The 25804-nt window shown below is 67.0% G+C and carries 23 protein-coding genes and 1 pseudogene; 10 read left to right on the plus strand and 14 right to left on the minus strand.

The window, feature by feature from the left end; genetic code table 11:
* Positions 1 to 3: 3 nt before the first annotated feature.
* Together C5E41_RS17275 and C5E41_RS17280 are read right to left on the minus strand one after the other, a co-directional pair.
* Positions 4 to 1341, minus strand: a complete 1338-nt coding sequence (locus tag C5E41_RS17275) for an aromatic ring-hydroxylating oxygenase subunit alpha (protein ID WP_104363412.1) — start codon at positions 1339 to 1341, stop codon at positions 4 to 6.
* A 111-nt stretch (positions 1342 to 1452) separates the two neighbouring features.
* Positions 1453 to 2016: a TetR/AcrR family transcriptional regulator gene (locus C5E41_RS17280; RefSeq protein ID WP_218021982.1), complete on the minus strand. Its 564-nt coding sequence runs from the start codon at positions 2014 to 2016 to the stop codon at positions 1453 to 1455.
* A 305-nt stretch (positions 2017 to 2321) separates the two neighbouring features.
* On the opposite strand from C5E41_RS17280, the gene C5E41_RS17285 reads away from it, so the two are divergent.
* Positions 2322 to 3200 carry an acyl-CoA thioesterase gene (locus C5E41_RS17285; RefSeq protein WP_104363413.1) on the plus strand — a complete coding sequence of 293 codons (879 nt, stop codon included), beginning with the start codon at positions 2322 to 2324 and terminating at the stop codon, positions 3198 to 3200.
* A 40-nt stretch (positions 3201 to 3240) separates the two neighbouring features.
* Here the strand turns inward: C5E41_RS17285 and C5E41_RS17290 are convergent, their stop codons facing one another.
* The gene (locus C5E41_RS17290; RefSeq protein ID WP_104376846.1) at positions 3241 to 4809 is read right to left on the minus strand and encodes a class I adenylate-forming enzyme family protein; all 1569 of its coding nucleotides are present in this window, start codon (positions 4807 to 4809) and stop codon (positions 3241 to 3243) included.
* A gap of 251 nt (positions 4810 to 5060) precedes the next feature.
* On the opposite strand from C5E41_RS17290, the gene C5E41_RS17295 reads away from it, so the two are divergent.
* From C5E41_RS17295 to C5E41_RS17310, 3 genes and pseudogenes are all read left to right on the plus strand, one after another.
* Complete coding sequence (locus C5E41_RS17295; protein ID WP_245925257.1) at positions 5061 to 6548, plus strand: CoA transferase; 1488 nt, start codon at positions 5061 to 5063, stop codon at positions 6546 to 6548.
* Positions 6545 to 7945, plus strand: coding sequence for an amidohydrolase family protein (locus C5E41_RS17300; RefSeq protein ID WP_104376847.1), 1401 nt, complete (start codon positions 6545 to 6547; stop codon positions 7943 to 7945). Before C5E41_RS17295 ends, C5E41_RS17300 begins: the two co-directional genes overlap by 4 nt.
* A 156-nt stretch (positions 7946 to 8101) precedes the next feature.
* Positions 8102 to 8482 (plus strand): annotated as a pseudogene (locus C5E41_RS17310) (acetyl-CoA C-acetyltransferase); the annotation flags it as partial.
* A gap of 27 nt (positions 8483 to 8509) precedes the next feature.
* On the opposite strand, the gene C5E41_RS17315 reads toward C5E41_RS17310, so the two are convergent.
* The 6 genes from C5E41_RS17315 to C5E41_RS17340 form a co-directional block, all read right to left on the minus strand.
* A complete protein-coding gene (locus C5E41_RS17315) occupies positions 8510 to 10072 on the minus strand; it encodes an AMP-binding protein (protein ID WP_104363416.1) in 1563 nt (520 codons plus the stop codon).
* 38 nt (positions 10073 to 10110) lie between these two features.
* Positions 10111 to 11259 (minus strand): thiolase family protein, encoded by a 1149-nt coding sequence (locus C5E41_RS17320; protein ID WP_104376848.1) that lies wholly within the window; start codon positions 11257 to 11259, stop codon positions 10111 to 10113.
* Positions 11246 to 11695 carry a Zn-ribbon domain-containing OB-fold protein gene (locus tag C5E41_RS17325; protein WP_104376849.1) on the minus strand — a complete coding sequence of 150 codons (450 nt, stop codon included), beginning with the start codon at positions 11693 to 11695 and terminating at the stop codon, positions 11246 to 11248. The genes C5E41_RS17320 and C5E41_RS17325 overlap by 14 nt, the downstream gene beginning before the upstream one ends.
* 324 nt (positions 11696 to 12019) lie before the next feature.
* Complete coding sequence (locus C5E41_RS17330; protein WP_104376850.1) at positions 12020 to 13075, minus strand: acyl-CoA dehydrogenase family protein; 1056 nt, start codon at positions 13073 to 13075, stop codon at positions 12020 to 12022.
* The gene (locus tag C5E41_RS17335; protein ID WP_104376851.1) at positions 13072 to 14217 is read right to left on the minus strand and encodes an acyl-CoA dehydrogenase family protein; all 1146 of its coding nucleotides are present in this window, start codon (positions 14215 to 14217) and stop codon (positions 13072 to 13074) included. The genes C5E41_RS17330 and C5E41_RS17335 overlap by 4 nt, the downstream gene beginning before the upstream one ends.
* Positions 14217 to 14978 carry an SDR family NAD(P)-dependent oxidoreductase gene (locus tag C5E41_RS17340; protein ID WP_104376938.1) on the minus strand — a complete coding sequence of 254 codons (762 nt, stop codon included), beginning with the start codon at positions 14976 to 14978 and terminating at the stop codon, positions 14217 to 14219. Before C5E41_RS17340 ends, C5E41_RS17335 begins: the two co-directional genes overlap by 1 nt.
* Before the next feature lie 166 nt (positions 14979 to 15144).
* Here C5E41_RS17340 and C5E41_RS17345 point away from each other — a divergent pair, with 166 nt between their 5' ends.
* A complete protein-coding gene (locus C5E41_RS17345) occupies positions 15145 to 15567 on the plus strand; it encodes a nuclear transport factor 2 family protein (RefSeq protein ID WP_104376852.1) in 423 nt (140 codons plus the stop codon).
* A gap of 59 nt (positions 15568 to 15626) precedes the next feature.
* Here the strand turns inward: C5E41_RS17345 and C5E41_RS17350 are convergent, their stop codons facing one another.
* Positions 15627 to 16670 (minus strand): acyl-CoA dehydrogenase family protein, encoded by a 1044-nt coding sequence (locus tag C5E41_RS17350; protein ID WP_219823183.1) that lies wholly within the window; start codon positions 16668 to 16670, stop codon positions 15627 to 15629.
* Entirely contained in the window at positions 16667 to 17866 is a 1200-nt protein-coding gene (locus tag C5E41_RS17355; protein WP_104376854.1) for an acyl-CoA dehydrogenase family protein, read from the minus strand. The genes C5E41_RS17350 and C5E41_RS17355 overlap by 4 nt, the downstream gene beginning before the upstream one ends.
* Positions 17867 to 18258: 392 nt before the next feature.
* Here C5E41_RS17355 and C5E41_RS17360 point away from each other — a divergent pair, with 392 nt between their 5' ends.
* Both C5E41_RS17360 and C5E41_RS17365 read left to right on the plus strand, forming a co-directional pair.
* Positions 18259 to 19164 carry a VOC family protein gene (locus C5E41_RS17360; protein WP_146097587.1) on the plus strand — a complete coding sequence of 302 codons (906 nt, stop codon included), beginning with the start codon at positions 18259 to 18261 and terminating at the stop codon, positions 19162 to 19164.
* A 61-nt stretch (positions 19165 to 19225) separates the two neighbouring features.
* Positions 19226 to 20443: an amidohydrolase family protein gene (locus C5E41_RS17365; RefSeq protein ID WP_104376856.1), complete on the plus strand. Its 1218-nt coding sequence runs from the start codon at positions 19226 to 19228 to the stop codon at positions 20441 to 20443.
* 88 nt (positions 20444 to 20531) lie between these two features.
* Here C5E41_RS17365 and C5E41_RS17370 read toward each other — a convergent pair whose 3' ends face one another.
* Positions 20532 to 20987 (minus strand): MaoC family dehydratase, encoded by a 456-nt coding sequence (locus tag C5E41_RS17370; protein WP_104376857.1) that lies wholly within the window; start codon positions 20985 to 20987, stop codon positions 20532 to 20534.
* A 178-nt stretch (positions 20988 to 21165) separates the two neighbouring features.
* Here C5E41_RS17370 and C5E41_RS17375 point away from each other — a divergent pair, with 178 nt between their 5' ends.
* Both C5E41_RS17375 and C5E41_RS17380 read left to right on the plus strand, forming a co-directional pair.
* Positions 21166 to 21846, plus strand: coding sequence for an SDR family NAD(P)-dependent oxidoreductase (locus C5E41_RS17375; protein WP_104376858.1), 681 nt, complete (start codon positions 21166 to 21168; stop codon positions 21844 to 21846).
* 49 nt (positions 21847 to 21895) lie between these two features.
* Positions 21896 to 22681, plus strand: a complete 786-nt coding sequence (locus C5E41_RS17380) for an enoyl-CoA hydratase/isomerase family protein (RefSeq protein WP_104376859.1) — start codon at positions 21896 to 21898, stop codon at positions 22679 to 22681.
* A gap of 85 nt (positions 22682 to 22766) precedes the next feature.
* Here the strand turns inward: C5E41_RS17380 and C5E41_RS17385 are convergent, their stop codons facing one another.
* Positions 22767 to 23909, minus strand: a complete 1143-nt coding sequence (locus tag C5E41_RS17385; protein ID WP_104376860.1) for an acyl-CoA dehydrogenase family protein — start codon at positions 23907 to 23909, stop codon at positions 22767 to 22769.
* A 125-nt stretch (positions 23910 to 24034) separates the two neighbouring features.
* A complete protein-coding gene (locus C5E41_RS17390; protein WP_104376861.1) occupies positions 24035 to 24520 on the minus strand; it encodes a MaoC family dehydratase in 486 nt (161 codons plus the stop codon).
* Between the two features lie 140 nt (positions 24521 to 24660).
* On the opposite strand from C5E41_RS17390, the gene C5E41_RS17395 reads away from it, so the two are divergent.
* Entirely contained in the window at positions 24661 to 25782 is a 1122-nt protein-coding gene (locus C5E41_RS17395; protein ID WP_104376862.1) for an acyl-CoA dehydrogenase family protein, read from the plus strand.
* Positions 25783 to 25804 lie beyond the last annotated feature (22 nt).

Here is a 25804-nt window from a genome sequence, read left to right on the forward strand (position 1 = left end):
GGATCACCGCGCCAGATACTGATCGATCGTCCGATGACTGTTGACGATCATCGCCTCGTACGGTTCGGACAGCGTCAGCCCGTCGAGCCCTCGAGTCTTCAGACCCTTCTGCTGGGCGATGATGTTGTGGAAATCCTCCTTGAGGATCTGCGGCCAGTCCTCGACCGGGATCGGTCCCTCGAGTTCGGGCCGATCGGCGCTCTCCTCCCCCGCCGCCGGAATCTGCAGTGCCCAGACCTCGAAGACACAGCTTTCCGGATCGTCGCCGTTGGGCCGGACCCGGTACATGATCGAATTGCCATAGGCGGGCAACACGGTGATGTTCGGAAAAATGTGACCGTAACCGCTGGTCTTTGTCGGCGGCGCCGGCAGATCGACGCCCGCCCCCTTCGCGTAGTCGTACAGCGCGCCGAAGAACGCCGACGGGAACTGATCGGGATCGATGTCGCGCTCGAGCAAGCCCTGCTGGATGAACATCTCCCGTTCGGTGGCGTAGGCATCGGTGCCCAGGTAGAGCGCGGTGTTGTACTGGACGAAGTACTCCGCCGCGGACATTCCCTCGACCGGAATCTCACCCGGCACGGGCAGCATGTGCGCGTGGCCGCCGTCGAAGGTCTCGAACGTGCCGCCGAACGCGTCGAGGTTGAAGTCCTCGTCGGACGCGCCCATCGACAGCGACGGATGCGCCTGCATCACGTGGTAGGCCTCCATGAACGCCTCCTGGGCGACCTTCCAGTTCCCCGGCAGGATGAGGTGACGCCACCAGCGCACCCGCATCCGTTCGAAAGCGATCGGCGCCAGCGCCTCGGCGATCCCGGCCATCGCCTCGTGCAACGGCGGCGCGGCCGGATCCATATTGATCCACACCAGCCCGAACAATTCGCCGACCTGACACTCCACCAGCCGCAACGACTCCGGATCGAGACAGCGCGGAGCGAAGCCGCGTTCGGCATACACGTAGGAATTGGAGCCGTCCAGGTTCCAGCGCCAGCCGTGGTACGGGCAGACGATCTGACCACCGTGGAAGGTTCCGCTGTCGGAGGCCAGGGCCGTGGCACGGTGGCGGCATGCGTTGAAGTAGGCCTTCACGGTGTCGTCACGCTGACGCACCACCATGATCGACTGATCGTTGATCTTGTACTCGGTGAAGTCACCCGGGCGTGGGATCTCGTCGGCCCGGCAGGCCATCTGCCAAACGTGCGGCCAGAGCTTCTCCTTCTCGAGCTGGGCAAACTCAGGCGAAAAGTACCTTCCCGCAGGAACTTTGGCCGGGTCGGTGATCGCGAACGGGACTCCGGCTGTACTCGGCTGCTCGATCCGGTGTTCGACGTGGGTGGTCAAAGCCAGCCACCTCCTCGTGACAAGGCTGCATGTAACTAACTAATTGATGAGTTACTTTATGGAGGTGGCCCGAGCCGCGGGAGCGATTCCGAAAAAATGACTTAAATTCGTTTAATGATTGCGTTCAATCAACAAAGTTCCGGCCAGCAGCGCTTCGGTCGCACGGACCGCCGCCCGGTGCCGGTCGGCGGTCGCGGTGGCCGACAGATGAGCAAGCCCCCAGGTCAGCGAGGTCAGCATGTCCACCACCGACCGCGCATCGATACCGGGCGCCACCTCGCCGGCGCGCACCGCCTCATCCACCAGCCGCGAGTAGAGCGCCTCCTCGGCTCGCTGGCGTCGCGTGACCGCGGCACCCAGATCCGGGTAGCGCGCGGATTCGAGGTAGACGGTGGCATCGAAGCGGGTCACCGACGGATAGTCGCGCACACACGCGATCGCCTCGTCCAGCAGGGCGACGAAATGTTCGCGCAGCGTGCCCGGGAAGTCGACCGCGTGCACCAGTCGAGCCATCACCTCGTCGATCCGCACGTTCAGCGTCGCGGTGACCAGCTCCACCTTGGAGGGAAAGTAGTGGTAGATCGCCGCACTGGTGAGCCCCGCCTGCTCGGCGATCGACTTCATCGTCGCCTTGGCGTAGCCGACCTCGGCGATGTGGTCCATCGCCGCGGTCATGATTCGGAGGCGAGTCTGTTCCCCGTCCGCATTCACCGGACGGCCCATCCTGGCGGGCGCCGACATCGAATCTCCTCCCTACGAGGACAGTATCGAGCTGCCATTGTTCCATCTCGGACACCTGCCATCGCCTCCCGCCCGGCAGCGGGGCGAGCGAGAAGACCCACGGGTTACTACGCGGAATCCGGGCGCGACTCGGTAGCACCCGCACAGCGCCTCGGGCAATATAGTTAGATAGTTAAGCGACAAACGACGGGTTGGTGGGTACCCGTGCGGGCTTGCCACCGAGAGAAGAGGTTCCAGCGATGAGTATGGCGACGCGGACTGTCGATCCGGTCTCCCTGGCCGACGTTCTGAGCATCCACCGGATCGGCGGATCCGAATTCCTCGGCCCTGCCCGGCCCACCGCGGCACCGCGCATCTTCGGCGGCGTCACCGTAGGACAGGCCATACTCGCCGCCCGGGCGACGGTCACCGACGATCGGCCGATACACGCCCTGCAGACCACATTCCTGCGCCCGGGATACGGCAATTCTCCTGTCACCTACCGGGTCGAACCCCTGCACGACGGGACGTCACTGACCACCCGGCTTGTCACAGCCACCCAGCACGACCGGATCATCTTCATCGCCACCGCCTCGTTCCAGCGACCCGAAAACGGTCTGGCACATCAACTTACGACGCTGTCCGCACCCCATCCCGAAGACGTCGAACCGGCCGCGCAGATCGTGGGCGAGGGTGCCGATCGGGCATGGCTGTCGGCACTCGAGCAGACCACGATGCTGGAATTCCGCTTCCCCGACACCCCGGTCCGGGTTTCCGCCGGCCAGGGCACCGCTGTGGCACCGTACCAGAGGTTCTGGGTGCGTCCCCCGCAGCCGCTGCCGGACGACGACGTGGTCCATGCCGCTGTACTCGGTTATCTCTCCGACGCGCTACTGCTGTCGACCTCGCTCGGTCCGCATCGCCGGACCGTACACGACCCCGATCTGCGCTTCGCCACGATCAACCACAGCATCTGGTTCCACGCACCCGGCCCTGCCGACGAGTGGCTGTGGTACGAGCAGGAAGGCATCTGGGCCGGTTCGGCCCGTGCGCTGTGCCGGGGCTCGATCTTCCGGCGCGGCGGCGAGCTGGCGGCGACCGTCGTTCAGGAGGGGCTGATCCGGATCGCGCCGGAATAACGCGGTGCGCCCGCCGGCCGGCACGGACGTGCGCACCCGCTCACGCTCCGGAAAAGGTCCTCCGCAGCGACTGCTTGTCCAGCTTTCCCAGCCCGGTCTTGGGCAGCTCCGCCAGGACCTCGAGGCGCTCGGGGAGCTTCTGTGGCATGAGGCCCGCCCGCCGCAGATGCGCGGCGACCTCGTCGAGGGTGGGCGTTGCCGCACCCGGACGGACGGCGATCACCGCACACACGAGCTCACCGCGTTCGTCATCGGGCAAGCCGATCACCGCGACCTCGGCCACGGCGGGATGTTCGGCGAGCAGCGCCTCCACCTCGACGGGTCCGATGTTCTCACCTTTGCGAATGATCATGTCCTTCAGACGGCCGGTCACCTCCACATGTCCGTCCGAACGCAGATGACCCAGGTCGCCGGTGCGGAACCAGCCGTCGGCGGTGAACGCCGCGGCCGTCAGCTCCGGATCGGTGTAGCCACGAAATACCGATGCGCCCTGGACCTGAATTTCCCCGTCCTGCCCCAGCGGTAGCTCCCCGGCCGCGCCGACGACGCGCAGCCGAAGGCCTGGAATCGGGCGGCCTTCGGTGTTTGCCAACTGCTCGTCGGTGTCGTCGGGGGACGCGACGCAGATCATCGGCACCTCGGTCGCGCCGTAGTCGTGCGCGACCGTCGCGTTCAGTTCAGCGCGGACCGCGTGATACACACTCGGCGGGCACGGCGCTCCGCCGCCCTTGAGCAGGCGCAGGCTCGGCAGCAGCCGTTCACCCGGGGGCAGTTTGCGCTGTTCGTTGAGCAGCGCGTTGTAGAACACCGTGCTGCCGCCGGTGAATGTCACTCGGTGCCGGCGGAACAGCTCCGAGGTGGTGGCCGAATCGAACGCCTCGACCACGACGGCGGGGAATCCGACCAGCAGCAGCGACATCAGATAGAGCACCCCGCCGACGTGTGCCACCGGGAACGGGATTCCGCCGACTTCGCCGGGCTCGCGCCCGAGTCCGCCGCGCTGGGTAAATCCCCGCGCCGCGGCCAGCAGGGAGCTGTCGCCGTGACAGGCCCCCTTGGGCAGACCGGACGATCCCGAGGTGAAGTAGATCCACCGGATATCTTGCGAGACACCGGGTTCGGGCGGGAGCGCCACCACATCCGCCGACTCGGGTGCGGTCATCCCGATGGTCAGCACCCGCCGCGTCCCCGGCAGCCCCTCGGCCATGGCGCGGTAGTCGGTGCCGCGCCACGTTCCCGGTATCAGCATCGTGTCGGCCTCTGCGGCGGCCACCGCCGCACCGGTTTCGCGTTCCCGATAAATCGGAATGATCGGCGCCTGCACCGCACCGAGCCGGGCCAGCGCGGCCATCACCAGCAACGTGCTGATCCGTGTCGGCAGCTGCCAGGCCACCCGCGAACCGGGGCCGATCCCCTCGGCCCGCAGTGCGGCCGCGACCCGCTCGGCACGCGCACGGAACTCCCCGAAGGTGAGTGTGGTGCCGTGTTCGTCGACCAGCATCGGCAGTCCCGCCGATCGTTGCGCGCGCTCGCGGATCAGATCCCAGATTCCCTCCGCCGCAATCTGATCGGTGTCATTCACAACAGCAGCAGCGGGGTCGACCAGCATCGGAGGAGTCCTTTCACCAGCCCGTGGCGGGCGTCACAGTCTGTGCATATAGTAAAAAGATCTCACTATTAATTCAATGCCTGGCTTCCGGCCCCAGTTCGGACCGGCACCGGCGGCGGACACGAAAACGCCGCAAATAGGGCGCACGCTCCCGCGGCGGCCGCGGAAACCGGCCGGACCGCCGCCGGCCGGCCGGTGGGCCTTTGCGTAATCTGGCAGCAGAGTTCACCGCCCGCCGACCGGATCGACAGATGGACCACACCGATTCCCCGCGCGCCCCGGCCGCACACCGCGATGACGCGGTGGCGGCCCGGCCCGACGATGCCATGCCGCTGTCCGGGATCGCCGCCCGGATACACGGCGACGGACCGGCCGCGACGCACGCGCGCAGACTGCTTCGCGAATTCGGCGCCGCCACCGCCGACCCGGACGGAAGTGCCCCGGAGCTCTCGGTGGCAGTGGATTCCTTTCCCGCAGTGCGGGATTGGGCGCAATCGGGTGCAATGGCGCTCACCGGCCGAGCCGGCGGACCGCCCCTGGTGGCCCCCGGAACGTCTGCCGCGGCCACCCGCGCCGCGTTGGCCGTCTTCGCCGCACTGCGTCACGGTGACGGTGCGGTCGATTCGGCGCTGCCCGGCGCCGAGGTGCTCGGCGAGCGCGCGGCGCTGTTCGGCCGTGGCCGCAATGCCCCATGGTCGGTCGGGGGAGCATTTCGGGCCCTCCCCGCGGCGGACGGCCACCTGGGGATCTCGCTGCCGCGCCCGGACGATCTGACCCTGCTGCCCGCCCTGATCGAGGGGGAGCCCGGGCGGTACCCGTGGCGGGCCGTCGCCGAGTGGGCGCGCACCCGGCCCGCCGCGGATGCTGCCGCCCGCGCCCAGCTGCTGGGTATCGCCGCGGCCGCGGTTGCCGACCTGCCCGGCCGGCCGCGCGACGAACAGTTCCGCCAGCGGGGCGAACGCGCAATCATTATGCGGCGCGGTGGTTTTCGGCGCCATCGTCGGCCCGCGCCGCTGGTTGTCGATTTGACCTCGCTGTGGGCGGGTCCGCTGTGCGCGCATCTGCTGGGTATGACCGGCGCCCGGATCGTCAAGGTCGAAAGCACCCGCCGCCCGGACGGGTCGCGTGCGGGTTCGCGGGACTTCTACGACCTGATGCACGCCGGACACGCCTGCGTCGGCCTCGATCTGACCACCACAGACGGCGTCGGCACGCTGGCACAGCTGATCGATTCCGCCGATCTGGTCCTTGAGGCGTCGCGGCCGCGGGCGTTGCGCGGCCTCGGCATCGATGCCGAGGCCACGGTGGACAGCGGCACGAGCTGGCTGAGTATCACCGCCTACGGACGCGCCGGCCCCTGGTCGGATCGGGTCGGTTTCGGCGACGACGTCGCCGCCGCGGCGGGGGCGGTCATCATCGACGAGGGCGAGGCGCTGCCCTGCGGGGATGCGCTGGCCGATCCGGTCGCCGGGGTGCACGCCGCGGCCGCGGCCGCCGCCGTCTTGGCCTCGGACCGGGCGTTTCTGGTCGACGTATCGATGCGCGACGTCCTGGCGGCCGCGCTCCGCGACCCGGTCGAGGCGCACGAGGTGGTCCGCGGGCCGGACGGACACTGGCGGGTCCGGACCGCGCGGGCAGAATTTCCGGTGGCCGCACCGTGCCCGCGCCGGGCGGCGAGCGCCGCCGCGGACTTGGGGGCCGACACCACCGCCGTCCTGTCGCGGTGGGTGGGTGGGTGAGCGTGCTGATCCAGGAGGCGGAAGTAGCGGGGCAGCTGCTGGATGCCCGCATCGAGCAGGGCGTCGTCCGTGAACTCGCCCCCGGACTGGTTCCCCGGCGCGGCGAGGAGCTGATCGCCGCCCGTGGCGGCGCCCTGATTCCCGGCCTGCACGATCATCACATCCACCTGCTGGCCGCCGCGGCGGCGGCGGACTCCCTCGACTGCGGCCCACCGCACGTGCGCACCGCCGAGCAGCTCGAACGGGCACTGCGGGCCACGGGCGCTCGCCTGCCGGCGGGGCACTGGATCCGCGGGGTCAACTATCACGAATCGGCGGCGGGAATTCTCGACCGCCACATCCTGGACGGGATGATCGGCGAGCGGCCGGTGCGGATCCAGCATCGCGGCGGCGCTCTGTGGACACTCAACTCGGCCGGCATCGCGGCGCTCGGCAGCGCGCTCGATACCGGCACCGAGGTGGAACGGGACGCCGAAGGTGTTGCGACAGGCCGCTTGTGGCGCTTCGACGCACGCCTGCGCGATGCGGTCGGGACCACCGCGCCGGACCTCGCGGCTCTCGGCCGTCGCCTGTCGGCCTACGGCATCACCGGCGTGACCGACGCCACCCCGGACGAGGACGGAACTGGGCTGGACACTCTCGGCAGCGCCGTCCGCGACCGCCGCCTGCCGCTGCGTGTCCACGTCCTCGGTGCGACAGCGGCCACCACTCCCGTCGCCGGTCTCACCACCGGGCCGCGCAAAATGCTGCTGCACGACCATGATCTGCCCGGCATGTCCGACATCGTCGACACGATCGGCTCGGCACGAGCGCAGGGCCGCGCCGTTGCCGTGCACTGCGTCACCCGGGAATCGCTGCTGCTGACGCTGGCCGCCCTGCAGACGACCGGAACGATCACCGGCGACCGGATCGAACATGCCGCGATCGTCCCGCCCGAGACCCGGCTCGAGCTGGCACGGATGGGCTTGGCGGTCGTCACCCAGCCCAGTTTCGTCGCCGACCGGGGCGAGCAATACCTGGACGCGGTCGAACCGCAGGACCACGAACTGCTCTACCCCTATGCGTCGCTGGCAGCGGCCGGTGTGCGGGTCGCACCGTCGAGCGACGCCCCGTTCGGTGCGGCCGACCCGTGGCACACGATCCGCTCGGCCGTGCGGCGGGCCACCCCTTCGGGCACGATTATCGCTGCGGCAGAACGTGTTTCGGCTCGGGTAGCACTGGCAGGATATCTTTCGCCGCCCGAGGACCCGGGCGGGCCGCCGCGACGGCTGTACCGCGGCTGTCCCGCGGATCTGTGCCTGCTGTCCGAACCACTCGGCACGGCGCTGACCCATCCCGACGCCGGTCTCGTCAGCGTGGTCGTGCAGGCCGGAGAGGTCGTGTTCCGGCGACGGTGATCGCCTCGACGGTCGATGCGGCCCGGCGCGGTGACGCGAACCGCCTCCTCCGGGCCATTGCCCTCACCGAGGTTCGACCTCATCGACCAATCCCCACCGCAACGCCGTGTGCACATCGATCCGTTCCCCGGTGAGCATCATCCAGGCCGCCCGCCGGGCCTGGCACCGCTCGCGCGCGTGCATACCGCGGTACTGGCGGGCTCCGATCCGGTGATCATGCTGACCGGCCCGATTCCCGCCACCGAGAAGGCGCTCGAGCGCAGCGGCCTGAGCATCGACGAGATCGGCGCGTTCGAGGTCAACGAGGCGTTCGCGCCGGTGCCGCCGGCCTGGCTGGCCGAAACCGGTGCCGATGTCAAGGCGCTCAACCCGAACGGCGGGGCCATCGCGCTGGGTCATCCGCTGGGCGGTAGCGGGGCCCGGCTGATGACGACGCTGCTTTATCACATGCAGGACAACGGAATTCGCTACGGACTGCAGACGATGTGCGAGGGCGGCGGCCAAGCCAACGCCACCATCCTCGAGCTGCTGAGCTGATCAGCCGCCGTTGCCGAATGCTCTGGGCTACACCGGAAATGCAGAGTCGGCACCGGCGTACCGAGCCCGCAGCACCTTCTTGTCCAGCTTTCCGGTCGGCAGTTTGGGCAGCTCGTCCACCACGATCGTGCGCCGCGGCGCCTTGTATCGGGCGATCCGCGCCGCGACATATTCGCGCAGGTCGTCCGCATCGACGGTGACTCCCTCGACCGGAACCACCACGGCACAGACGGATTCACCCCAGCGCTGGTCGGGAATGCCGATCACCGCACATTCCGCGACCGCCGGATGGCCCGCGACAACCTCTTCGACCTGTACCGAGTAGACGTTCTCGCCGCCGGAGATGATCACGTCCTTCTTCCGGTCGACCAGATACAGCAGGCCCTCGGTATCGAACATCCCGACGTCACCGGTACGACACCAGCCATCGCGAATCGTTTCGGCGGTGGCCCGGTCGTTGTTCCAGTAGCCGCGGAACATCACGGCCGAGCGAACCACGATCTCCCCCGGTTTTCCCGGCGAGCACTCGCGCCCGTCGCCGTCGATGATCCGTACCTCGGTCTCGGGGAAGGGATGACCGACCGAAGTCAGCCGGCGCCGGTCGTCCTCGGTCGCGGTGCGGTGCAGCTCCCGCGGTAAGCCCGAGGTGATCACCTCGGTCTGCCCGTATAGATTGAGGAATCCGGCATTCGGCATCGCCGCCATCGCCGCGCGCAGGATACTGCTGGTGACCGGCGCCGCCGAGTAGACCACCGTGCGAATGCCGGCCAGTGCCGGACTGTCCGGGCCGGCCGCGTCGACCAGCGTCTGCAACATGGTCGGCGCCAGGTGCAGGATGGTGATCCCGTCCGCGGTCGCCGTCGTCAGCATCGCCGCCGGCTCGAACTGCCGGTGCAGTATGGCGGTGCCGCCGCGCGCGTGCACACCCAGCGCGATCGCGATCGCGCCGATGTGCAGCATCGGCATAACCAACAGCGCACGATCGGTACTGCCGCTGCGCATTTCGCCGTTGACCACGGCTCCCATCCGCCGCAGCTCGCGCTGGCCCAGGATGCATCCCTTGGGACGTCCGGTGGTTCCGGTGGTGTAGATCAGGCAGGCGATATCGCCCGCCACCGCACTGAACGGCAGCTCGCGATCGGCGCCCGCGTCCAGCAACTCCCGGTATTCCACAGCGCCGGGGGCCGGGACATCCAGGCATACGTAGAGGTCGACACCGGTCAGCTCCGGACGAAGCTCCTCGACGGCGGCCAGATATTCGGACTCGAAGAACAGCACCCGCGGCGCCGCGTCGCGCAGGATCGAGCCCATCTCCGGCACCGCCAGCCGATAGTTCACCGTCGCGACCACTATGCCACTGAGCTGACCCGCCGCTAGCACCTCCCCGAAACGAATGCTGTTGCGGCTCAAGACCGCGACGCGATCCTGGCGGCGCACGCCGCGCTCGGCCAGTGCGGCGGCCAATTCCGTGGCACGGCGGAGCAACTGGGAATGGGTCAGGATCTCACCGTCGGCGATATAGGCGGGAACATCCGGGAAGCGCACCGCATTGTCACCGATGATGTCACCCAGGGTCAGCTCCGACCGCATGGCGCTCCTTTTGTCCGCGAGCCTTCGAGTCCTTCGTATCAGCGCGACAGAATCGTGACCGCGGCCGTCCCCGGGGAACCGTAAAGCTGCGCGTAGCCGACCCGCGCCCCCTCCACCTGCCGGCCGGTCGCCCGCCCGCGCAGCTGGTTGACCAGCTCGAACACCTGCCGCAGGCCGGAGGCGCCGACCGGTTCACCATTGGCGAGCAGTCCGCCGTCGGTATTGATCGGCAGCCGCCCGGTGATCTCGGTCTCCCCGTCGGCGAGCAGCTTCTCCTGATCGCCGTCGGCGCAGAAGCCGTTCTCGGCCATGTGGATGACCTCCGAGCCCGCGTCGGTGTCCTGCAACTGGATGACGTCGACATCCTCGGGGCCGATGCCGGCCTCTTCGTAGGCGGCCCGGGATGCGAACACGGTCGGACTCGGCGCGGTCTCGATCTTCAGCGACGGCGTCAGCACCTCGATCGAGCCCTCCCGGCGGGAGAACAGCTGGGAGGCCCGCAGATAGATGGGCGTATCGGTGTATTTGTGTGCCTGGTCCGCGCGGCACAGGACCGCGGCCGCCGCCCCTTCGTCCGGATTGCAGTACATGTATTGGCGCAGCGGATAATTGAGCACCTGCGAGGCCAGCACTTCCGCCTCGGTGACGGGCTTGCGCCGCCACGCGGTCGGGTTGGCCGCCCCGTTGCGGAACGCCTTCGCCGACACCCGCGCGAGCGTCTCGTGCGAGATCCCGTGGTCGTGCATGTAGCGGTTGATCTTCATCCCGAAGAAGTGAGTGGTGAGGAACAGGCCGATCTCGCCGTACCAGTCCGGGAGCCCGACCACCGACGGGTGGTCGGAGAACGCGCCGCGCGGATGCTTGTCCAGGCCCACCGCCAGCGTCAAGTCGTGATCGCCGACCCGGATCGCGTTGGCCGCCATGGCAAGTGAAGTCCCGCCGGTCGCGCATCCGGTGAACACCGCGCGCGTGGGTATGCCCGTGGGACCGAGCAGAGAGACGACGTTCTCCGGATTCTTCACCTCCATGCTGCCCGCGTAGAGGGCCTGAACATCCGGCCAGGCCACGCCGGCGTCGGCGAGGGCGTCGATGATGGCATCCTCACCCATTTCCAAGGCGGACTTGCCCGGATGGCGCCCGAACGGGTGCAGACCCACCCCGATGATCGCGACCTCACTGCTCGCCACGGCCGTCCTCCTTCTCGTCGACCGGAGCGAAGGCGAACATCAACGTCTGCACGCCTTCCTTGTTCTTGCCGAAGGGTACGATCCGCAATTCCATCTGCTGACCGATCCGCAGCTTTTCCGGGTCGGGCTCGGTCAGCCGCGCCTCCACCCGCAGTGCGCCGGGGAGTTCGATGTATCCGACTGCGAACGGTTCGAAGGTTTCGGCGTCGCCCGCGTAAGGCGGAATCGGCGGGCAGAACCGCTGCGTGGTGAACGTCCACAGCGTGCCCCGCCGGGGCAGCTCCACTGGCTCGAGCTTCTCCCGGCGGCCGCTGACGAGGCGGTGCTCACGGTAGGGGAAGACGATGCTGCCGTCGGAGGCCTTCCCGCCGATCAGGGCGGGATTGTCCGCGGGCCAAGTAAACAACCCCTCGGCCAGGGGCACTGATTGGGTCATGCGCGATTCCTTCCTGGAAGTGTCGCCAAGCACGGGAGGCGTGTGACGCTGCATAGGCGGGCCGATATGGGGACTCCCGGTCGATGGCACCGAAGAGTGCGGATCCCCCGCTCGAAGCAGGTGAGCTGGGGAAATCATACGGCTCACGAAGAGTTCTTGTCAACGAAAGCGTCAAGTCTGGTAGCGCCGGATAGCAGGCCATTAAAACCTTACAATTACGTCGTAATATAGGTCCCGATCCCGCGTCGATCAACGGAATCCGAGCCCTCGAATCCGTCGCTAATTGATATAAGCGTCATATTTGTGGCTCGGAGCGAGAGCAGCTCAGACGGCGATCGTCGAACCGACCGATGTGACCGCGGCGGTGATACCGCGCTCCCGAGCCATTGCCGCGCCGAGCCGCAGGTTCAGCGTCATCTCGTCGCCGAATTCGCCGCGCCAGCCCTGCAGGCGGCGAGAGAGCAGTTGCAAGGAGTACTCCCTCGTCATCCCGATCGCGCCGTGTGCCTGATGTGCGGCCCGGACCGCGAGGCCCGCGTTCCGGTTGGCCAGCGATTTCGCGGCGACGATCTCGAACGACGCCGGGCCGCGCAGTGCGGCGACCCCGGCGCGATCGACCGAGAGCGTGGTCAGTGCCGATGCCTGCGCCAGCTCCACGATATGAGTCTGGACGGACTGGAACGCGCCGATCGGCCGGCCGAACTGCACCCGCTGTTCGACGTATCGTCTGGTGAGATCGAAGGCCGCGGTGATCGCGCCCGCCATCTGCGCCGAGCGCAGCAGTGCGCCGCGAAGCAGCAGGAAGTCAGCGGTGGCGTCGCTGTCCCAGCTCTGCACCTCGACCTGCGCGGCCGATATCCGATCCTTCGGCATACCGGCCAGGTCGGTGCCCGCTTCGATGTCGAGATCGGCCGCATTCACCGAGACGACCCGCGAGGACCCGCTGCCGTCCTCGATGATCGCGACCACACGGGTGGCGCCCCGAGCCCACGCCACGCCCGCAGCGGTGCCGGACAGGCGATCACCGTCCAGATGCAGGTGGCTCGAATCCGCGACCACGGTCATCGGACCGGGCTCCACCCGGGCACCGGCGGAGGTGAGCAGCCAGGCCGCCAGGCTGGTCTCGACCAGCGGCAGCGGCACCGCATGCTCTCCGGCGCCGTGCGCCACCGCCAGCAGATCCGGCAGCGAGCCGCCGGAACCGCCGAGATCTTCTTCGATCCCGATGAGCGGAAGTCCGAGTTGTTCCACCGAGGACCACAGATCGGGTGAGAAACCCGCGTTCTCCACGGTTGTCACCACATCCGGGGTGAATGTCTGCGAGAAGAATTCCGCGACGAGCCGGACCAGATCCGGATCGCGCCGGACGACACCACTCATAACCGGATCAACCCCTTCGAGATAATATTGCGCAGGATTTCGGTCGTGCCGCCGCGGATGGTCCACGAGGGTCCGGTGAGAATCGCCCTGGCGAGCAGCGACTCGTAGGGGTCCGAGGAGGACAATTCGGGTGTCCTGCCGAAATGGCGGGTAACGATCTCGATGGATTCCTGTTCGAACCGGGTCGCCATTTCCTTGGCCAGTGCCGCCTCGATCGTGGGCGAACGACCTTCGTCCACGGCTCTGGCTATCGACAGCGACACACCGTGGAATGCCCAGGCCCGCGCGGCGATCGACCCCAAATCGCTCTGCGCCCAGCGCGGATCCGTGCTGCTCAGGTGGGCTGCCCAATGCTCGAGGACCGGCATCAGCGACATCCAGCGGTCCACTCCCCCTCGTTCGAGGACGAGCTCCGCCTTGTTCTGGCCCCAGCCCGCGCCGATGTCTCCCAGCCGCATGGTGTCGGGCACGAAGACGTCCTCGAACGACACCTCGCAGAAATGCCGGGTCCCGTCGATGAACGGGATCTGCGATACCCGCAGCCCCTCGCTCGCACGATCCACGATGAACTGGGTGAGGCCCCCGTACCGTTCGTCGGAGGTGCGGAACAGCCCGAGAATATGGGTCGCCTCCAGCGCACCGGAAGTCCATATCTTGGTTCCGTTGATCAGCCAGCCGTCATCGACCCGGACCGCCCTGGTACGCACCGACGCGAGATCCGAACCCGATTCGGGTTCGCTCATGCCGATGGCGAACGACAATTCTCCATTGGCAATCCGCGGGAGAAAGAATTCCTTCTGTTCGTGCGTGCCGTTGGCCGCGATATTCGGCCCGGATTGGCGATCGGCAACCCAGTGCCAGCCCACCGGCGCCCCGACCGCGAGCAGTTCCTCGACGACGATCAGGCGCTCCACCGCCGTGCGCCCGCCGCCGCCGTACTCCTTGGGCAGTGCCATTCCGAGCCAGCCGCGCTTGCCGAGGTCGCGGGAGAATTCCGCGTCGATATCCGCGGCGAATCCGAGGCCGATGTCATAGGTTCCCGCGGGCAGCCGCTCGGCGAGGAATTCGCGTACTTCCTCCCGCAGTCGTTGTTCGCCGGCCGTCAGTTCCGCGGCTTCGAGCCGCTGCAGATCCGCGGCCATCAACGCACCATGACCAGTCCGCCATCCACCGGAAGCACCTGTCCGGTGATGTAGTTCGCGTCCTCGGAGGCTAGGAAGGCGTAGGCGCCGGCGATCTCCTCCGGCTGCGCCCACCGCTGCAGCGGGATCTTTTCGAGGTAGGCCTCCTTGAAGCGCGGGTCCGTACGCACGGTCTCGGTCATCTCGGTGGCGGCCGCGGGCGCCACCGCGTTGACGATGATGTTGTACCGGGCGAGTTCACGCGCGGCCGAGCGGGTCATCCCCAGGAGCGCGGCCTTGGCGGATCCGTAGTTGATCTGGCCGATCGTCCCGTTGATGCCCGCGGCGGAGGTGGTGAAGATGATGTAGCCCTTGCGCGCCTCCTTCATCGCGGGCACCACGGCCTGCAACCAGTAAAAGGCACCGTTGAGGTGGATGTCGAGCACCCGCGACCATTCGTCGTCGGTCATCTTCGTGATCAGAGCGGTGCGCGTGATGCCCGCATTGCTCACCAGCACATTGGCGGGGCCCAGCTTGGCGGTGACCAGCTCCGCGGCCTGGTCGACGGCGCTGCGGTCGGATACGTCGCAGGCGACGGCGACGGCTTTGCCGCCCGCCTCGGTGATTTCCCCGGCCACCTTCTCGGCCGTGGCCTGGTTGATGTCGACGACGGCGACCTGGGCTCCTTCGGCGGCGTACCGGAGCGCGATCGCCCGGCCGAGGCCCTGGCCGGCCCCGGTCACGATCGCGACGCGGTCGGCGAGCTGTGCAGCGGAAGTCATGTACATCTCCTTGAACGGATGTTCCACGGTGAGTTGACCGGGGGCGGACGAACGTGGATCCTATAGTTAAATTAGTACGCTAATTACACTCATACTATGTCATCTTCGCGCTGTCGGAACAAGTGGTCCGCGGGCGCGAGCAGCACGACGGGAGGGTTCATCGGATATGAACGACACGACGGCCGAAGACGAACGCACCGCGACGATTACGACACTTCTCGCGCGGTTCAGTTCCGGAGGGTTCGATGAAGCGATGGACCTGTTCTCCGAAGACGTGGAGATGCGGCTGCCATTCCAAGATACGAGCACCGGATTCTGGTCCGAGGTCGACGGCAAAAAGGGCCTGATGCAGCTCTTCGCCAGTATTCCGAGATTGTTCGACACGCATCCGCTTTATCTCGACAGCGTCGTGCGATCCACCGATTCCCGCACTCTCGTCGCTCGATACCATGGTGATTTCACGGTCCGCAAAACCGGAAAGCCGTACCGGAACACCTATATTGCGGTCTTCGAGTTCGCCGACGACAAGATCCGCTCCTGGACCGAATTCCACAATCCGCAGATACTCGCCGAGGCATTGCGTCCATAGGCCGGGCGGGCGGTGTTGCCGCGCGGAATACGCGGCAACACCCGAGCGGGAATTACGGTTCAGAAGCCGAATGCGGCGTCGTCCTCCACGCCGTCGAGCACCGCATTTCCGACGACCTCGGTGAGCAGGCGATGCCCACCCAGCAGCGCGTCGAGCGCGGCTGCCCTGGTCACGTACCTGTGCAGATCGCCCTCCTGCGTCAGCCCCAAGGCACCGAATACCTGAACGGCGTTGCGCATGAGTTCGGCCTGGGCGCGGCCCGCTCGCACCTTGGCGAGCTTCGCCGCCCACGCGCCTCCGTCGGGCGCCGAGGCGGCATACCCCGCCGCATCCAGGACCGAGCGGGCGCCGGCGATCGCGACGGCCGCCTCCGCGAGCCGGTGTCGCACCGCCTGGAACGAGCCGATCGGGCGGTTGAATTGGACGCGGGCCGTGGTGTGCGCGGTGACCAGATCCATGGCCGCATCGCAGATTCCGAGTATCTCGGCCGACAGCGCTCGATGCCCGGCGGCGACGGCCCGCTCCCAACTGCGTCCGGCCGGTGCGGGAACCAGATTCCCCAGTGCGAGCCCGGCGATCGCCGTCCAACCGGTGGCCGGATCGAAACCGCCCAGCGGGGCAGCCGAGGTGCGGATATCGGCCACCGGCACCACGAACAGTTCCGGTGTTCCCTGGGCTCCCACCGTGGGGATCACCACGTCGTCGACGTCGTCGAGTGATCCGAGCACGATTCCGTCGATCGGACCGCCGGCCGGCGGCAGATCGAGGGTTCCGCACGGATAGACGACCGCGCGACGCAGGTCGGCGGCGACCACCTCGGGGAGTTCTGCGAGCACGACGTCATCGAGCGCACGGGAACTGGCCAGCGCGCGCCCGTGCTCGGTGAACAGCAACCTGACGGCCGCGCGCGGATCCTCGGCGAGTACCTCTGCCCAGCCGAGCTCGGCGAGTAACGGCGCCAGACTCGCTCGCCCGTTCCGCGCCGCGAACATCTCTCGCAGCGATTCGGCGATGACCGTCTGTGTCTCGGCGTCCAAGCCCATATTTCTTCCCTCGGCCGTATCCGTCGCTGAGCGCGTGGTCGTGATCGATGCGCCACTCATGCGCCACGCTCCTTGGGCAGACCGAGGACACGATCGGCGATGATCCCGCGCTGGACCTCCGCGGAACCGCCCATGATGGTCGAGGCCCTGCTGTACCACCAGTCGGCCCGCCACTGCTGGGCGGCCGGGGCGTCCCCGAAGAGGAATTCACCCGGCAGCACATCCCGGGCGAGATCGTGCAGTCCGGTCTCCACCGTTGCCAGCAGGATCTTGTCGATACTCGCCTCGGGCCCCACCGTCTCGCCGGCGGCGAGACGGCGCACCGTATCGGCACTGCGCGCCTTCAGAGCGACTATGTCGCAATAACATTCGCCGAATCGCCGGATCGCGCCGTCGGGCAGCCGCCGCCCGAGCAGCGCGGCACGCAGTTCGCGCAGCCGACGCGAGGCCACGGTGGCGCTGAGCCAGGCGTACATGGCCCGCTCGAACTGCAGCAGATACATCGCCACCGCCCAGCCCTCGCCCTCCTGGCCGAGCAGGCGCGAGGCGGGTACCACAGCGTCGTCGAAGAACACCTCGGCGAGCTCGTTGTGCCCACTGGCCAGGGCGATGGGCCGGATGGATACTCCCGGGGTGTCGGTATCGACCATGATCATGCTGAGTCCGCGGTGCCTGCTTTCCAGCGTGCCGGTACGAACCAGGCACACCAGCCGGCGCGCGGTGGCGCCGTGGCTGGTCCAGATCTTCTGGCCGGATACGACGTAATGCTCGCCCGCACGCCGGGCGCGGCAGCGCAGCCCGGCCAGGTCGCTACCCGCCTCCGGCTCGGAAAAGCCCTGACCCCACCACTCCTCACCGGCCAGATAGGACGGCATGAACTGCGCCGCCAAGGCCGGAGCGAACCGCAATACCGCCGGCCCCAGCGTCTCGAGCAACTTGTTCTGCTCGGGCACGGCCAGCCCCGCGGCGCTCAGCTCGTCGTACATCACCGCGCGGTGACGCTCGTCCCCACCGAAGCCGCCGGCCGCCGCGGGCCAGCCGTAGCGATTCCAGCCGCCGTCGCTGAGCAGCTTCATCAGCGCGGCGTTATCACTCATCCGGTCTTCGGTGGTCGGATAGTCCACGCCACGCCAGCGATCCAGCGCGGGCTCGGTGGCGATGAAATGCCGCAGGGCCTCCCGGTAGGCCGCCGGATCTTGTGCCCAGTCCTCGCGTGCCGCGGGGTGAGAAAGCTCCACTCGGGTCGAACCGGTCATCCGAATCCGCCCTCGATCGACAGCTCGGGTACGAACGGGTTCTGCATCGACCCCTCCTGGATCCGGCGGCCCCACCGAGAGGCCCGCGCGATGGTGATTGCCGGTCATGCCCACGCCCTCGACCGACCAGTGGGGACGGGGGCGTCGGTCGTACGTATTCGCCACTGTAGCACTAAACTTGACTCTTTTGTCAACAAAGGGCATCTCGAATACAGAAATGCCCTTCTCACAGGCCTTTGGGCCGTTACAGTCGAATGATTGCGAGTGGCGCGTCGACCTCACAGCCCGGCTAGCGCCCCGCATTGACGCAAACGTCATAACTGGTTACATTCAGTCGATACGTGGTTCCGATATCTGCTCCGGCCCAATCTCCGAAAGCGAGAACCCCTGCTGTGAAACCGCCCCCTGAGCACGCACATGCCGTGATGCACTGCAACCTCAACACCGTGGAGCAGGCGCGCGCCGAGGCCTATTACACGACCCTGTTCGAGGTCGTACCCCGGATGCGATCAACCGGCAAGGGTGTGGACGCCACATGCATGGGGATGCCTTCGAGCATCGACAGCGAGACGGTTTTTCTCTACGACCAGCGCGGCCCGCGCGCGGCCGCCGCACTCGAACTCGTCGAGTGGCAGGCGCCCGCGACTGCCGCGCTGCGACTGAGTCCGGGGACTCCGGGCTTGGCGGCCATCGGATACCGCGTGCCGTCGCTGTCCCGGACTCGCCAGCGCCTTGCCGAAGCCGGTCACGATCCGGTGGAGGTCGCCGGCGGCAGCCTGGTCCGTGGAGCACACAGGCCCGCGGTGCGAGTGCAGGACCCCGACGGCGTTGTCGTCGAACTCGTCGAGATCGAAAGTGCACCCTCGGACCCGCAGACCGCACTCATTTCCCATGAGCGGCTCAGTTGTTCGGATCTGTCCGCGAGCCTGCGGTGGTACTCGCGGATCGGCTTCGCCGAGCGCGCCCGGGGCGAGGACTGGGTATCGCTGATCCTGCCCGAGGACCCGACGTTCTCGCTGGAACTCGAACAGGCGCCGCCGTCGGCCGTGGCACCGCAGCGCGCCGCGAATACGCAGGGCCTCTACCGGATGGCACTCGCGGTCGACGATGTCCGCGCCGCGCACGCGGCACTGGCTGCGGCCGACCACCCCGGCCTGCAGCAGCCGACGTTCATCCCGATGCCCGACGTTCCGACCGGCGGTTTCACCGTCCTGTTCCTGGCAGACCCCGACGGTGTGGTCGTCGAACTCGTGGACCGCCCGCGCACCGAGGTGCGCAGGCCCTCCGAACCTCGCTGAAGTCCTCGACAGTGCCGCCGGCAACAAACGACACCGACACATTTCGACAAGGGAGATGACAATGGGGCAATTCACCGATGCGCCGATCTTCGACGCCGACCAGCACATGTACGAAACGCCGGACGCCTTGACCAGGTATCTGCCGGAACGATTCCAGAAAGCGGTCCAGTTCGTCCAGATCGGGCACCGGACCCGAATATCGATCCTGAACAAGATCACCGAGTTCATCCCCAATCCGACTTTCGACCGGGTCGCGGCGCCGGGTGCGCACGAGAAGTTCTATTCGGGCCAGAATTCCGAGGGACTCTCGCTGCGAGAGCTGACCGGTGAGCCCATGAACTCCATTCCGGCATTCCGCGATCCCGCGGCCCGGATCACGATGTTGGACGAACAAGGCGTGGACGAGGCGCTCGTCTACCCGACATTGGCCAATCTTGTCGAGCACTCCGCGGCCGAAGATCCGGAACTGGTGATTGCGATCATCCACGCCCTTAATCGGTGGATGCTCGAGACATGGGGCTTCACCCATGAGAACCGCCTGTTCATGACCCCGGTCATTTCCTGCGCCCTGGTCGACGATGCGCGCCGGGAATTGGAGTACGTCGTGGCGAACGGCGCCAAGGCGATCTTGATCAAACCGGCCCCGGTCAAGGGCTACCGCGGCTGGCGCTCGCCCGCGCTGCCGGAATTCGATCCCTTCTGGAATGACGTGCAGGACGCCGGAATACCGGTGGCCCTGCACGCCAGTCAGCCGCCTCTCGACGACTACATCACCAAATGGGAGCCGAGCGACACCAACAATTTCTTCGAGCTGAGCGCCTTCCGCTGGCTGGTGCTCGGGCATCGCGAAATCTCGGACATGCTGGCCAGTCTCATTCTGCACGGGACCCTGACCCGTTTCCCCAGGCTCCGCGTCGCCAGCATCGAGAACGGGAGCGCCTGGATCAAAACCCTGTTCGACGACTTCGAGGGCACCTACGCCAAGATGCCGCAGGCCTTCGACGAACATCCACTCGAAGTCTTCCGGCGCAATGTCTGGGTCAGCCCGTTCTGGGAGGGTTCGGTCGAGGACGTCGTGAACACCGTCGGCTGGGACCGGGTACTTTTCGGTTCGGACTATCCCCACCCGGAGGGACTGGCCGAACCCAAGCGGTACTACCAGTACGCCGAAGGTATGGACGAGCGTCGCACCCGGGACTTCATGGGCGACAATGCGCGGCGATTCATGGGCCTCCCGGTCCGGAACCCGAACGCCGAGGACGCGCCGGCTTCGGTCTGAGGTCCCGAGGTCCGGGCTCCGGCGTTCCGCAGCAGGAAGGGCGCCGGCTCGCGGTATGCGATCCGGCGCCCTTCGCTCGGCTCACTGATCAGAAGTAGTAGCGGGCAACAAGTTCCGCGACACAGCCCGGCTTGTCACCGCCTTCGATCTCGACAGCCGTCCGGGTGACGAGCTGCACACCGTCCGCACCGACGCGCTCGGCCCCGATCAGAGTGCTGCGGGCCCGGATCCGGTCGCCACCCCGGACCGGCGCCGGGAAACGAACCATGTTCAGCCCGTAGTTGACCCCCATGCGTATACCTTCGATCCGGCGCAACTGGTTCAGGAAATACGGCACCAGCGAGACCGTGAGGAACCCGTGGGCCAGCGTCGCGCCGAACGGCCCCTGGGCCGCACGCTCCGGATCGACATGAATCCACTGATGGTCCTCGGTGTCATCGGCGAAGCCATCGATTCGCTTCTGCTCCATCACGAACCACTCCGTGGGCCCCAATTCCCGGCCCACCGCGGCCTCGAGGTCCGCGATACCGCGGTAGATCTCCATAATTCACCTTCCGACTGGATACCCGGTGTCGAAACGCACTTCGGGATTCTCCCGAAGATAACGCCGTCGGGTTAATCAGTCAAATAATTGAACTAAGTGGCGATAACCATCACTAGCGCGGGCAACCATATAGATATATGATTCTACTAAATAAAGGATTCTCAGGAGAAGGTGGCGTATGCGGGTTCTGGTGATCGGCGCGACGGGCGACGTCGGGAGGGGTGTCGTCGCATCCTGCCTGAAGCGCGGGTGGACGACCGTCGCGGCCGGGCGGACGGAGTCGACGCTGGCCGACCTAGCCCTACAGCACAACGACCCCCTGCTCTCCGTCGTCACCGGGAGTCTGGACAGCGAAGCGGCTGCCGCCGAACTCGCGGACGCGGCCGACCTCGCCACCGTCGGCGCCGTCGTGGTCACCGTCAGCGGGCCGTGGCGGCCGACACCCGTCGCCGAATGCGGCTGGGACACCGTCAGCGAGGTATTCGACAAGCTCCTGCGTCCGCATGTCAATGCCGCACGGGTGCTGGTGCCGCGGCTGTCGCCGGGGGCAACCTATCTCGCGATCGGTGGCGGCATGGCCGACGCCGTCTTCCCCGGGATGGCCCCGGTCTCGATGGCCCAGGCGGCCCAGCGCAACCTCGTGCGCGCCTGGTCCAAGGAAAACCGCGACTCCGGAGTGAACATCCGGGAACTCCTGATCGCCGCCATGGTCAACGGCCGCAGCACCCGCACGGCGGCCGGCCCGGACTGGCTGACCGATATCGAGATCGGTGAGCGCGTCACGGAGCTGTTGGCCGCCCCGGATTCGAATCCCGGTCCGGTACTGACCTTCTCGGTCAAGGACCGCGCCGGCGCCTGACGCCCGGCACCCGCCGATCACACACCCATCCGAACACCTGGGAGTTTCAATGAGCTCGACTTTCGAACCCGAACTGCTGATCGAGGCGCGCGGCGCCGTGCGTATCGTGACCCTCAACCGGCCGGAGGCCCTGAACGCGGCGAACGAGGAACTGCACGACGCCGTCGTCGGGGTCTGGCGCCACATCGCGGCCGATCCGGAGGCACGCGCGGTGGTCTTGACCGGGGCCGGGCGGGCGTTCAGCGCGGGTGGCGATTTCAACCATCTGCGCGCCGTGCGGCTGGACCGTGACAAACGGCGTTCGGAGATCGACGGGGCACGGGCCCTGGTCACCGAAATGGTCGACTTCCCACTGCCGATCGTGGCCGCGGTCAACGGGCCGGCGGTCGGACTCGGCTGCAATCTCGCGGTGCTCAGCGATGTCGTCCTGATCGCCGAGAGCGCCTATATGGCGGACCCGCACGTGGGCGTCGGACTCACCGCGGCCGATGGCGGCGCACCCACCTGGCCGCTGCTGATGGGTCTGTTGCGCGCCAAGGAGTACCTGTTCACCAGCGAGCGCATTCCCGCTCAGCAGGCCGTCGCGCTCGGTCTGGCCAACCGCGTGGTGCCCGACGCCGAACTGCTGGAGCAAGCGGTCACCTTGGCAACCAAGTTCGCCGCCCAGCCGCCACAGGCCATCCAGTCCACCAAGCGAGTGCTGAACCTGCATGTCAAGCGGGCGATCACGGGAATACTCGAGTACGCGCTCGCGGAGGAATTCCAGTCCTTCGACACGCCCGAACATCAGGCGATCGTCGACAACTTCCTGAGCAAGAGCGATGCCAAAGCCTGAGCGGCCACACAGCACGAACGAATAATCGCGGGCACCGACCCTATGGTCGGTGCCCGCGATTGTCGTGCTCGAGGCCGGTGCGGAATCAGAACCCCATCGACCGCCCGATGAGGTCCTTCATGATTTCGGTCGTTCCGCCGTAGAGTCGCTGCACCCGGGAGTCGCGCCAGAGCCGGGCGATCTCGTATTCGTTGATGTAGCCGTAGCCGCCGTGCAACTGCATGCAGCGGTCCAGGATCTCCCACTGCACCTCGGAGGTCCACCACTTGAGCCCGGCGGCCTCCTCGGCGGTGAGTTCACCGGCGTTCGCCGCCACGACGCACTGGTCCAGATAGGTCTGCGCCACCTCGAGCTTGGTCTTCATCTCGGCCAGGAAGTGCCGGTTGACCTGGAACTTGCCGATCGCGGTCCCGAACGCCGTGCGATCGGCGGCGTACGCGAGAGTCAGGTCCAGGGCGCGCCGAGCCATCGGCACAGCGTAGGTGGCGATACCGAGTCGCTCATAGGGGAGGTTGGCGACCAGGTGGTAGAAGCCGCGGTTCTCCTCGCCCACCAGGTTCTCGACCGGCACGCGCACATCATCGAAGAACAGTTCGGCGCTGTCGGTCGCCCGCTGGCCGATCTTGTCGAGCTTGCGGCCCCTGGTGAAGCCGGGCGTATCCGATTCCACGACGATCAGGCTGATACCGCGACGCCCCGCGGCCGGATCGGTCTTGGCGGCCACAAGCACCAGATCGGCCAGAATCCCGTTGCTGATGAACGTCTTCTGGCCGTTGATGACGTAGTGGTCGCCCTCGCGGCGGGCGGTGGTCTTGATGCCGGCGAGGTCGGAGCCCGCCGCCGGTTCGGACATTCCGATGGCCGTGATCGTCTCGCCTCGGACATATCCCGGCAGCCAGCGTTTCTTCTGCTCATCGGTGGTCAGGCCGATGAGGTAGGAGGCCATGATGTCGTTCTGGATGCCCAGACCGATCCCGGTGGAGCCGGTCGCGAACATCTCCTCACTGACGATCTGATTGAAGCGGAAGTCGCGCAGCCCGAGGCCACCGAACTCCTCGGGGGCCTCCCAGCCGATCAGTCCGAGCTCGCCGGCCCGCTTCCAGGCCTGCCTGCCGACCTTCCCTTCGGCCTCCCACTCCTCCACATGCGGAGCGCACTCCGTTTCGAAGAAGGCTTTCGCGGTTGCTCGGAACTGCTCGTGCTCCGGCTCGAAGATGCTACGACGCATCGCCTGTATCCTCCATCTTGCAGGTAAATTAACTATATAATAGAGCTATTTTGTTCCGATGTGGTGCCGATCGCCGCGCACCGCCGCCGCTTCGGCATGAACTCCCACGATCGCGCCGCGCGGTGTCAGCGCCCGCGAACCAAGCGCACCGGCCGGTATTCCACCACGACCGTGCCATCCCGTTTGACCACCGAATTCTTGGTCGTGACAACACCTCTGCCGCCCGAACTCGTCGGCCGCGATTCCAGCACCTCGACCACGACGGAGATGGTGTCGCCGACGAAAACCGGCCCCTTGATATCCAGATCCGAACGCATGAACGCCATGCCGGTGCCGTGCAGCACACCGGTTTGCAGGACCAGCCCCTCGGCATAAGCGAAGGTGAGCGTCCCGGGAATGATCCGCCCGGAGTACCCCGCCTCGACCGAGCCTTGCTCATCGAGGAACAGGGGCTCACTGAGCCCGGCGAGGGTGACGAAGGCGATCAGGTCGGATTCGGTGATGGTCCTGCTACTGGTCCGGAAGCGGTCCCCCGGCCGCATCTGTTCGAATGTCTGCCCGCGCAGGACCGGTGCGATCGCCCACGGATCCGGTTTCTCGCCGCCACTCATCCGGTCTACCTTCCTCTAATTGTGCAGATCAGTTAGATAATTTATCCTAATGCTCACCAGGAGGACCGGGTGCGACGCCAAGACTCCTGCGTATACTGATAAATTATCTAACGATTATAGCTGATTAGACAGGAGTGAACATGTACGGCGTACGCAGTGCGGAACAGGAGGAACTGTCCGCCGTTGTTCGAAAGTTGCTGGAGGAGCGGTCATCGGAAGCCGCCGTCCGCGCGACGATGGACTCCGCCGAGGGGTACGACCGGGACCTCGCGGCTCTGATGGCCGAGCAGATGGGCCTACACGGCATCGCCATCCCGGAGGAGTACGGCGGCGCGGGGTTCGGCTTCGTCGAACTGAGCGTGGTACTCGAGGAAATGGGCAGGGTGCTGCTGTGCGGCCCCTTCTTCAGCAGTGTCGTCCTGTTCGCGACCGCACTACTGGAAGCCGGGGACGACGACGCCTGCAGGACCTGGCTGCCGCGGATCGCCGCGGGCCGGCTTGTCGGCACGGTGGCGTTCGTCGAGGAGGCCGAGGGCCTGGATGAGCAATCGATCCGGCTGGCAGCGCGCCGCAACAACGAGCGCTACCTGCTCAGCGGCCGCAAATACCATGTACTCGACGGCGGGTCGGCCGAGGCGATCGTGGTCGCGGCCCGGCTACCGGAGGGGGTGGGACTGTTCGTCGTCGATACCGATCTCGGAGTGCGCCGCACCGTCGCGCCGACGCTGGACCGGACCCGCAGGCAGGCCACCCTCGACTTCGAGGACACGCCGGCGCGCTTGCTCGCCGGGCCGGGGCACGGCTGGGCGATATTGCGCCGGGTGCTCGACCGTGCCGCCGTCGCGCTGGCATGCGAGCAGGCCGGGGGCGCCGAGCGCGTACTCGAGATGGCGGTCGACTACGCCAAGACCCGCCACCAGTTCGATCGGCCCATCGGTTCGTTTCAGGCGATCAAACACAAATGCGCCGACATGCTGGTCGCCGTGGAATCGGCGCGCTCGGCCGCGCGCTGTGCGGCCGATGCGGTGGCCGCGAACGACCCCGATCTGGAGCTGCTGGCCGGGCTGGCCAAGACCGTCTGCTCGGATGCGTTCAGCCTGTGCGCACGCGACAACATCCAGATTCACGGCGGAATCGGCTTCACCTGGGAGCATCCGGCACATCTGTACTACAAGCGCGCCAAGAGCAGCGAAGCACATTTCGGAACACCCCGCCACCACCGCGAGCGACTGGCACTGCGCGCGGAGGCGCTGCCGGCGTAAGCGGACGTGCTTCGACCACTCA

It is taken from the genome of Nocardia nova, assembly GCF_002933465.1.
Taxonomy (GTDB): Bacteria; Actinomycetota; Actinomycetes; order Mycobacteriales; family Mycobacteriaceae; genus Nocardia; species Nocardia nova_B.

Bases quoted from the DNA above. Each gene is read 5' to 3' on its own strand.
- C5E41_RS17345 (WP_104376852.1), top strand. From the start codon at position 15,145: ATGAACGACACGACGGCCGAAGACGAACGCACCGCGACGATTACGACA.
- C5E41_RS17390 (WP_104376861.1), bottom strand. From the start codon at position 24,520: ATGAGTGGCGGCGAGAAACCGGATCCGTGGGCGATCGCACCGGTCCTG.
- C5E41_RS17385 (WP_104376860.1), bottom strand. From the start codon at position 23,909: ATGCGTCGTAGCATCTTCGAGCCGGAGCACGAGCAGTTCCGAGCAACC.
- C5E41_RS17330 (WP_104376850.1), bottom strand. From the start codon at position 13,075: ATGAGTGGTGTCGTCCGGCGCGATCCGGATCTGGTCCGGCTCGTCGCG.
- C5E41_RS17325 (WP_104376849.1), bottom strand. From the start codon at position 11,695: ATGACCCAATCAGTGCCCCTGGCCGAGGGGTTGTTTACTTGGCCCGCG.
- C5E41_RS17370 (WP_104376857.1), bottom strand. From the start codon at position 20,987: ATGGAGATCTACCGCGGTATCGCGGACCTCGAGGCCGCGGTGGGCCGG.
- C5E41_RS17285 (WP_104363413.1), top strand. From the start codon at position 2,322: ATGAGTATGGCGACGCGGACTGTCGATCCGGTCTCCCTGGCCGACGTT.
- C5E41_RS17340 (WP_104376938.1), bottom strand. From the start codon at position 14,978: ATGACTTCCGCTGCACAGCTCGCCGACCGCGTCGCGATCGTGACCGGG.
- C5E41_RS17295 (WP_245925257.1), top strand. From the start codon at position 5,061: ATGGACCACACCGATTCCCCGCGCGCCCCGGCCGCACACCGCGATGAC.
- C5E41_RS17335 (WP_104376851.1), bottom strand. From the start codon at position 14,217: ATGGCCGCGGATCTGCAGCGGCTCGAAGCCGCGGAACTGACGGCCGGC.
- C5E41_RS17355 (WP_104376854.1), bottom strand. From the start codon at position 17,866: ATGACCGGTTCGACCCGAGTGGAGCTTTCTCACCCCGCGGCACGCGAG.
- C5E41_RS17365 (WP_104376856.1), top strand. From the start codon at position 19,226: ATGGGGCAATTCACCGATGCGCCGATCTTCGACGCCGACCAGCACATG.
- C5E41_RS17290 (WP_104376846.1), bottom strand. From the start codon at position 4,809: ATGCTGGTCGACCCCGCTGCTGCTGTTGTGAATGACACCGATCAGATT.
- C5E41_RS17280 (WP_218021982.1), bottom strand. From the start codon at position 2,016: ATGACCGCGGCGATGGACCACATCGCCGAGGTCGGCTACGCCAAGGCG.
- C5E41_RS17380 (WP_104376859.1), top strand. From the start codon at position 21,896: ATGAGCTCGACTTTCGAACCCGAACTGCTGATCGAGGCGCGCGGCGCC.
- C5E41_RS17350 (WP_219823183.1), bottom strand. From the start codon at position 16,670: ATGAGTGGCGCATCGATCACGACCACGCGCTCAGCGACGGATACGGCC.
- C5E41_RS17315 (WP_104363416.1), bottom strand. From the start codon at position 10,072: ATGCGGTCGGAGCTGACCCTGGGTGACATCATCGGTGACAATGCGGTG.
- C5E41_RS17395 (WP_104376862.1), top strand. From the start codon at position 24,661: ATGTACGGCGTACGCAGTGCGGAACAGGAGGAACTGTCCGCCGTTGTT.
- C5E41_RS17375 (WP_104376858.1), top strand. From the start codon at position 21,166: ATGCGGGTTCTGGTGATCGGCGCGACGGGCGACGTCGGGAGGGGTGTC.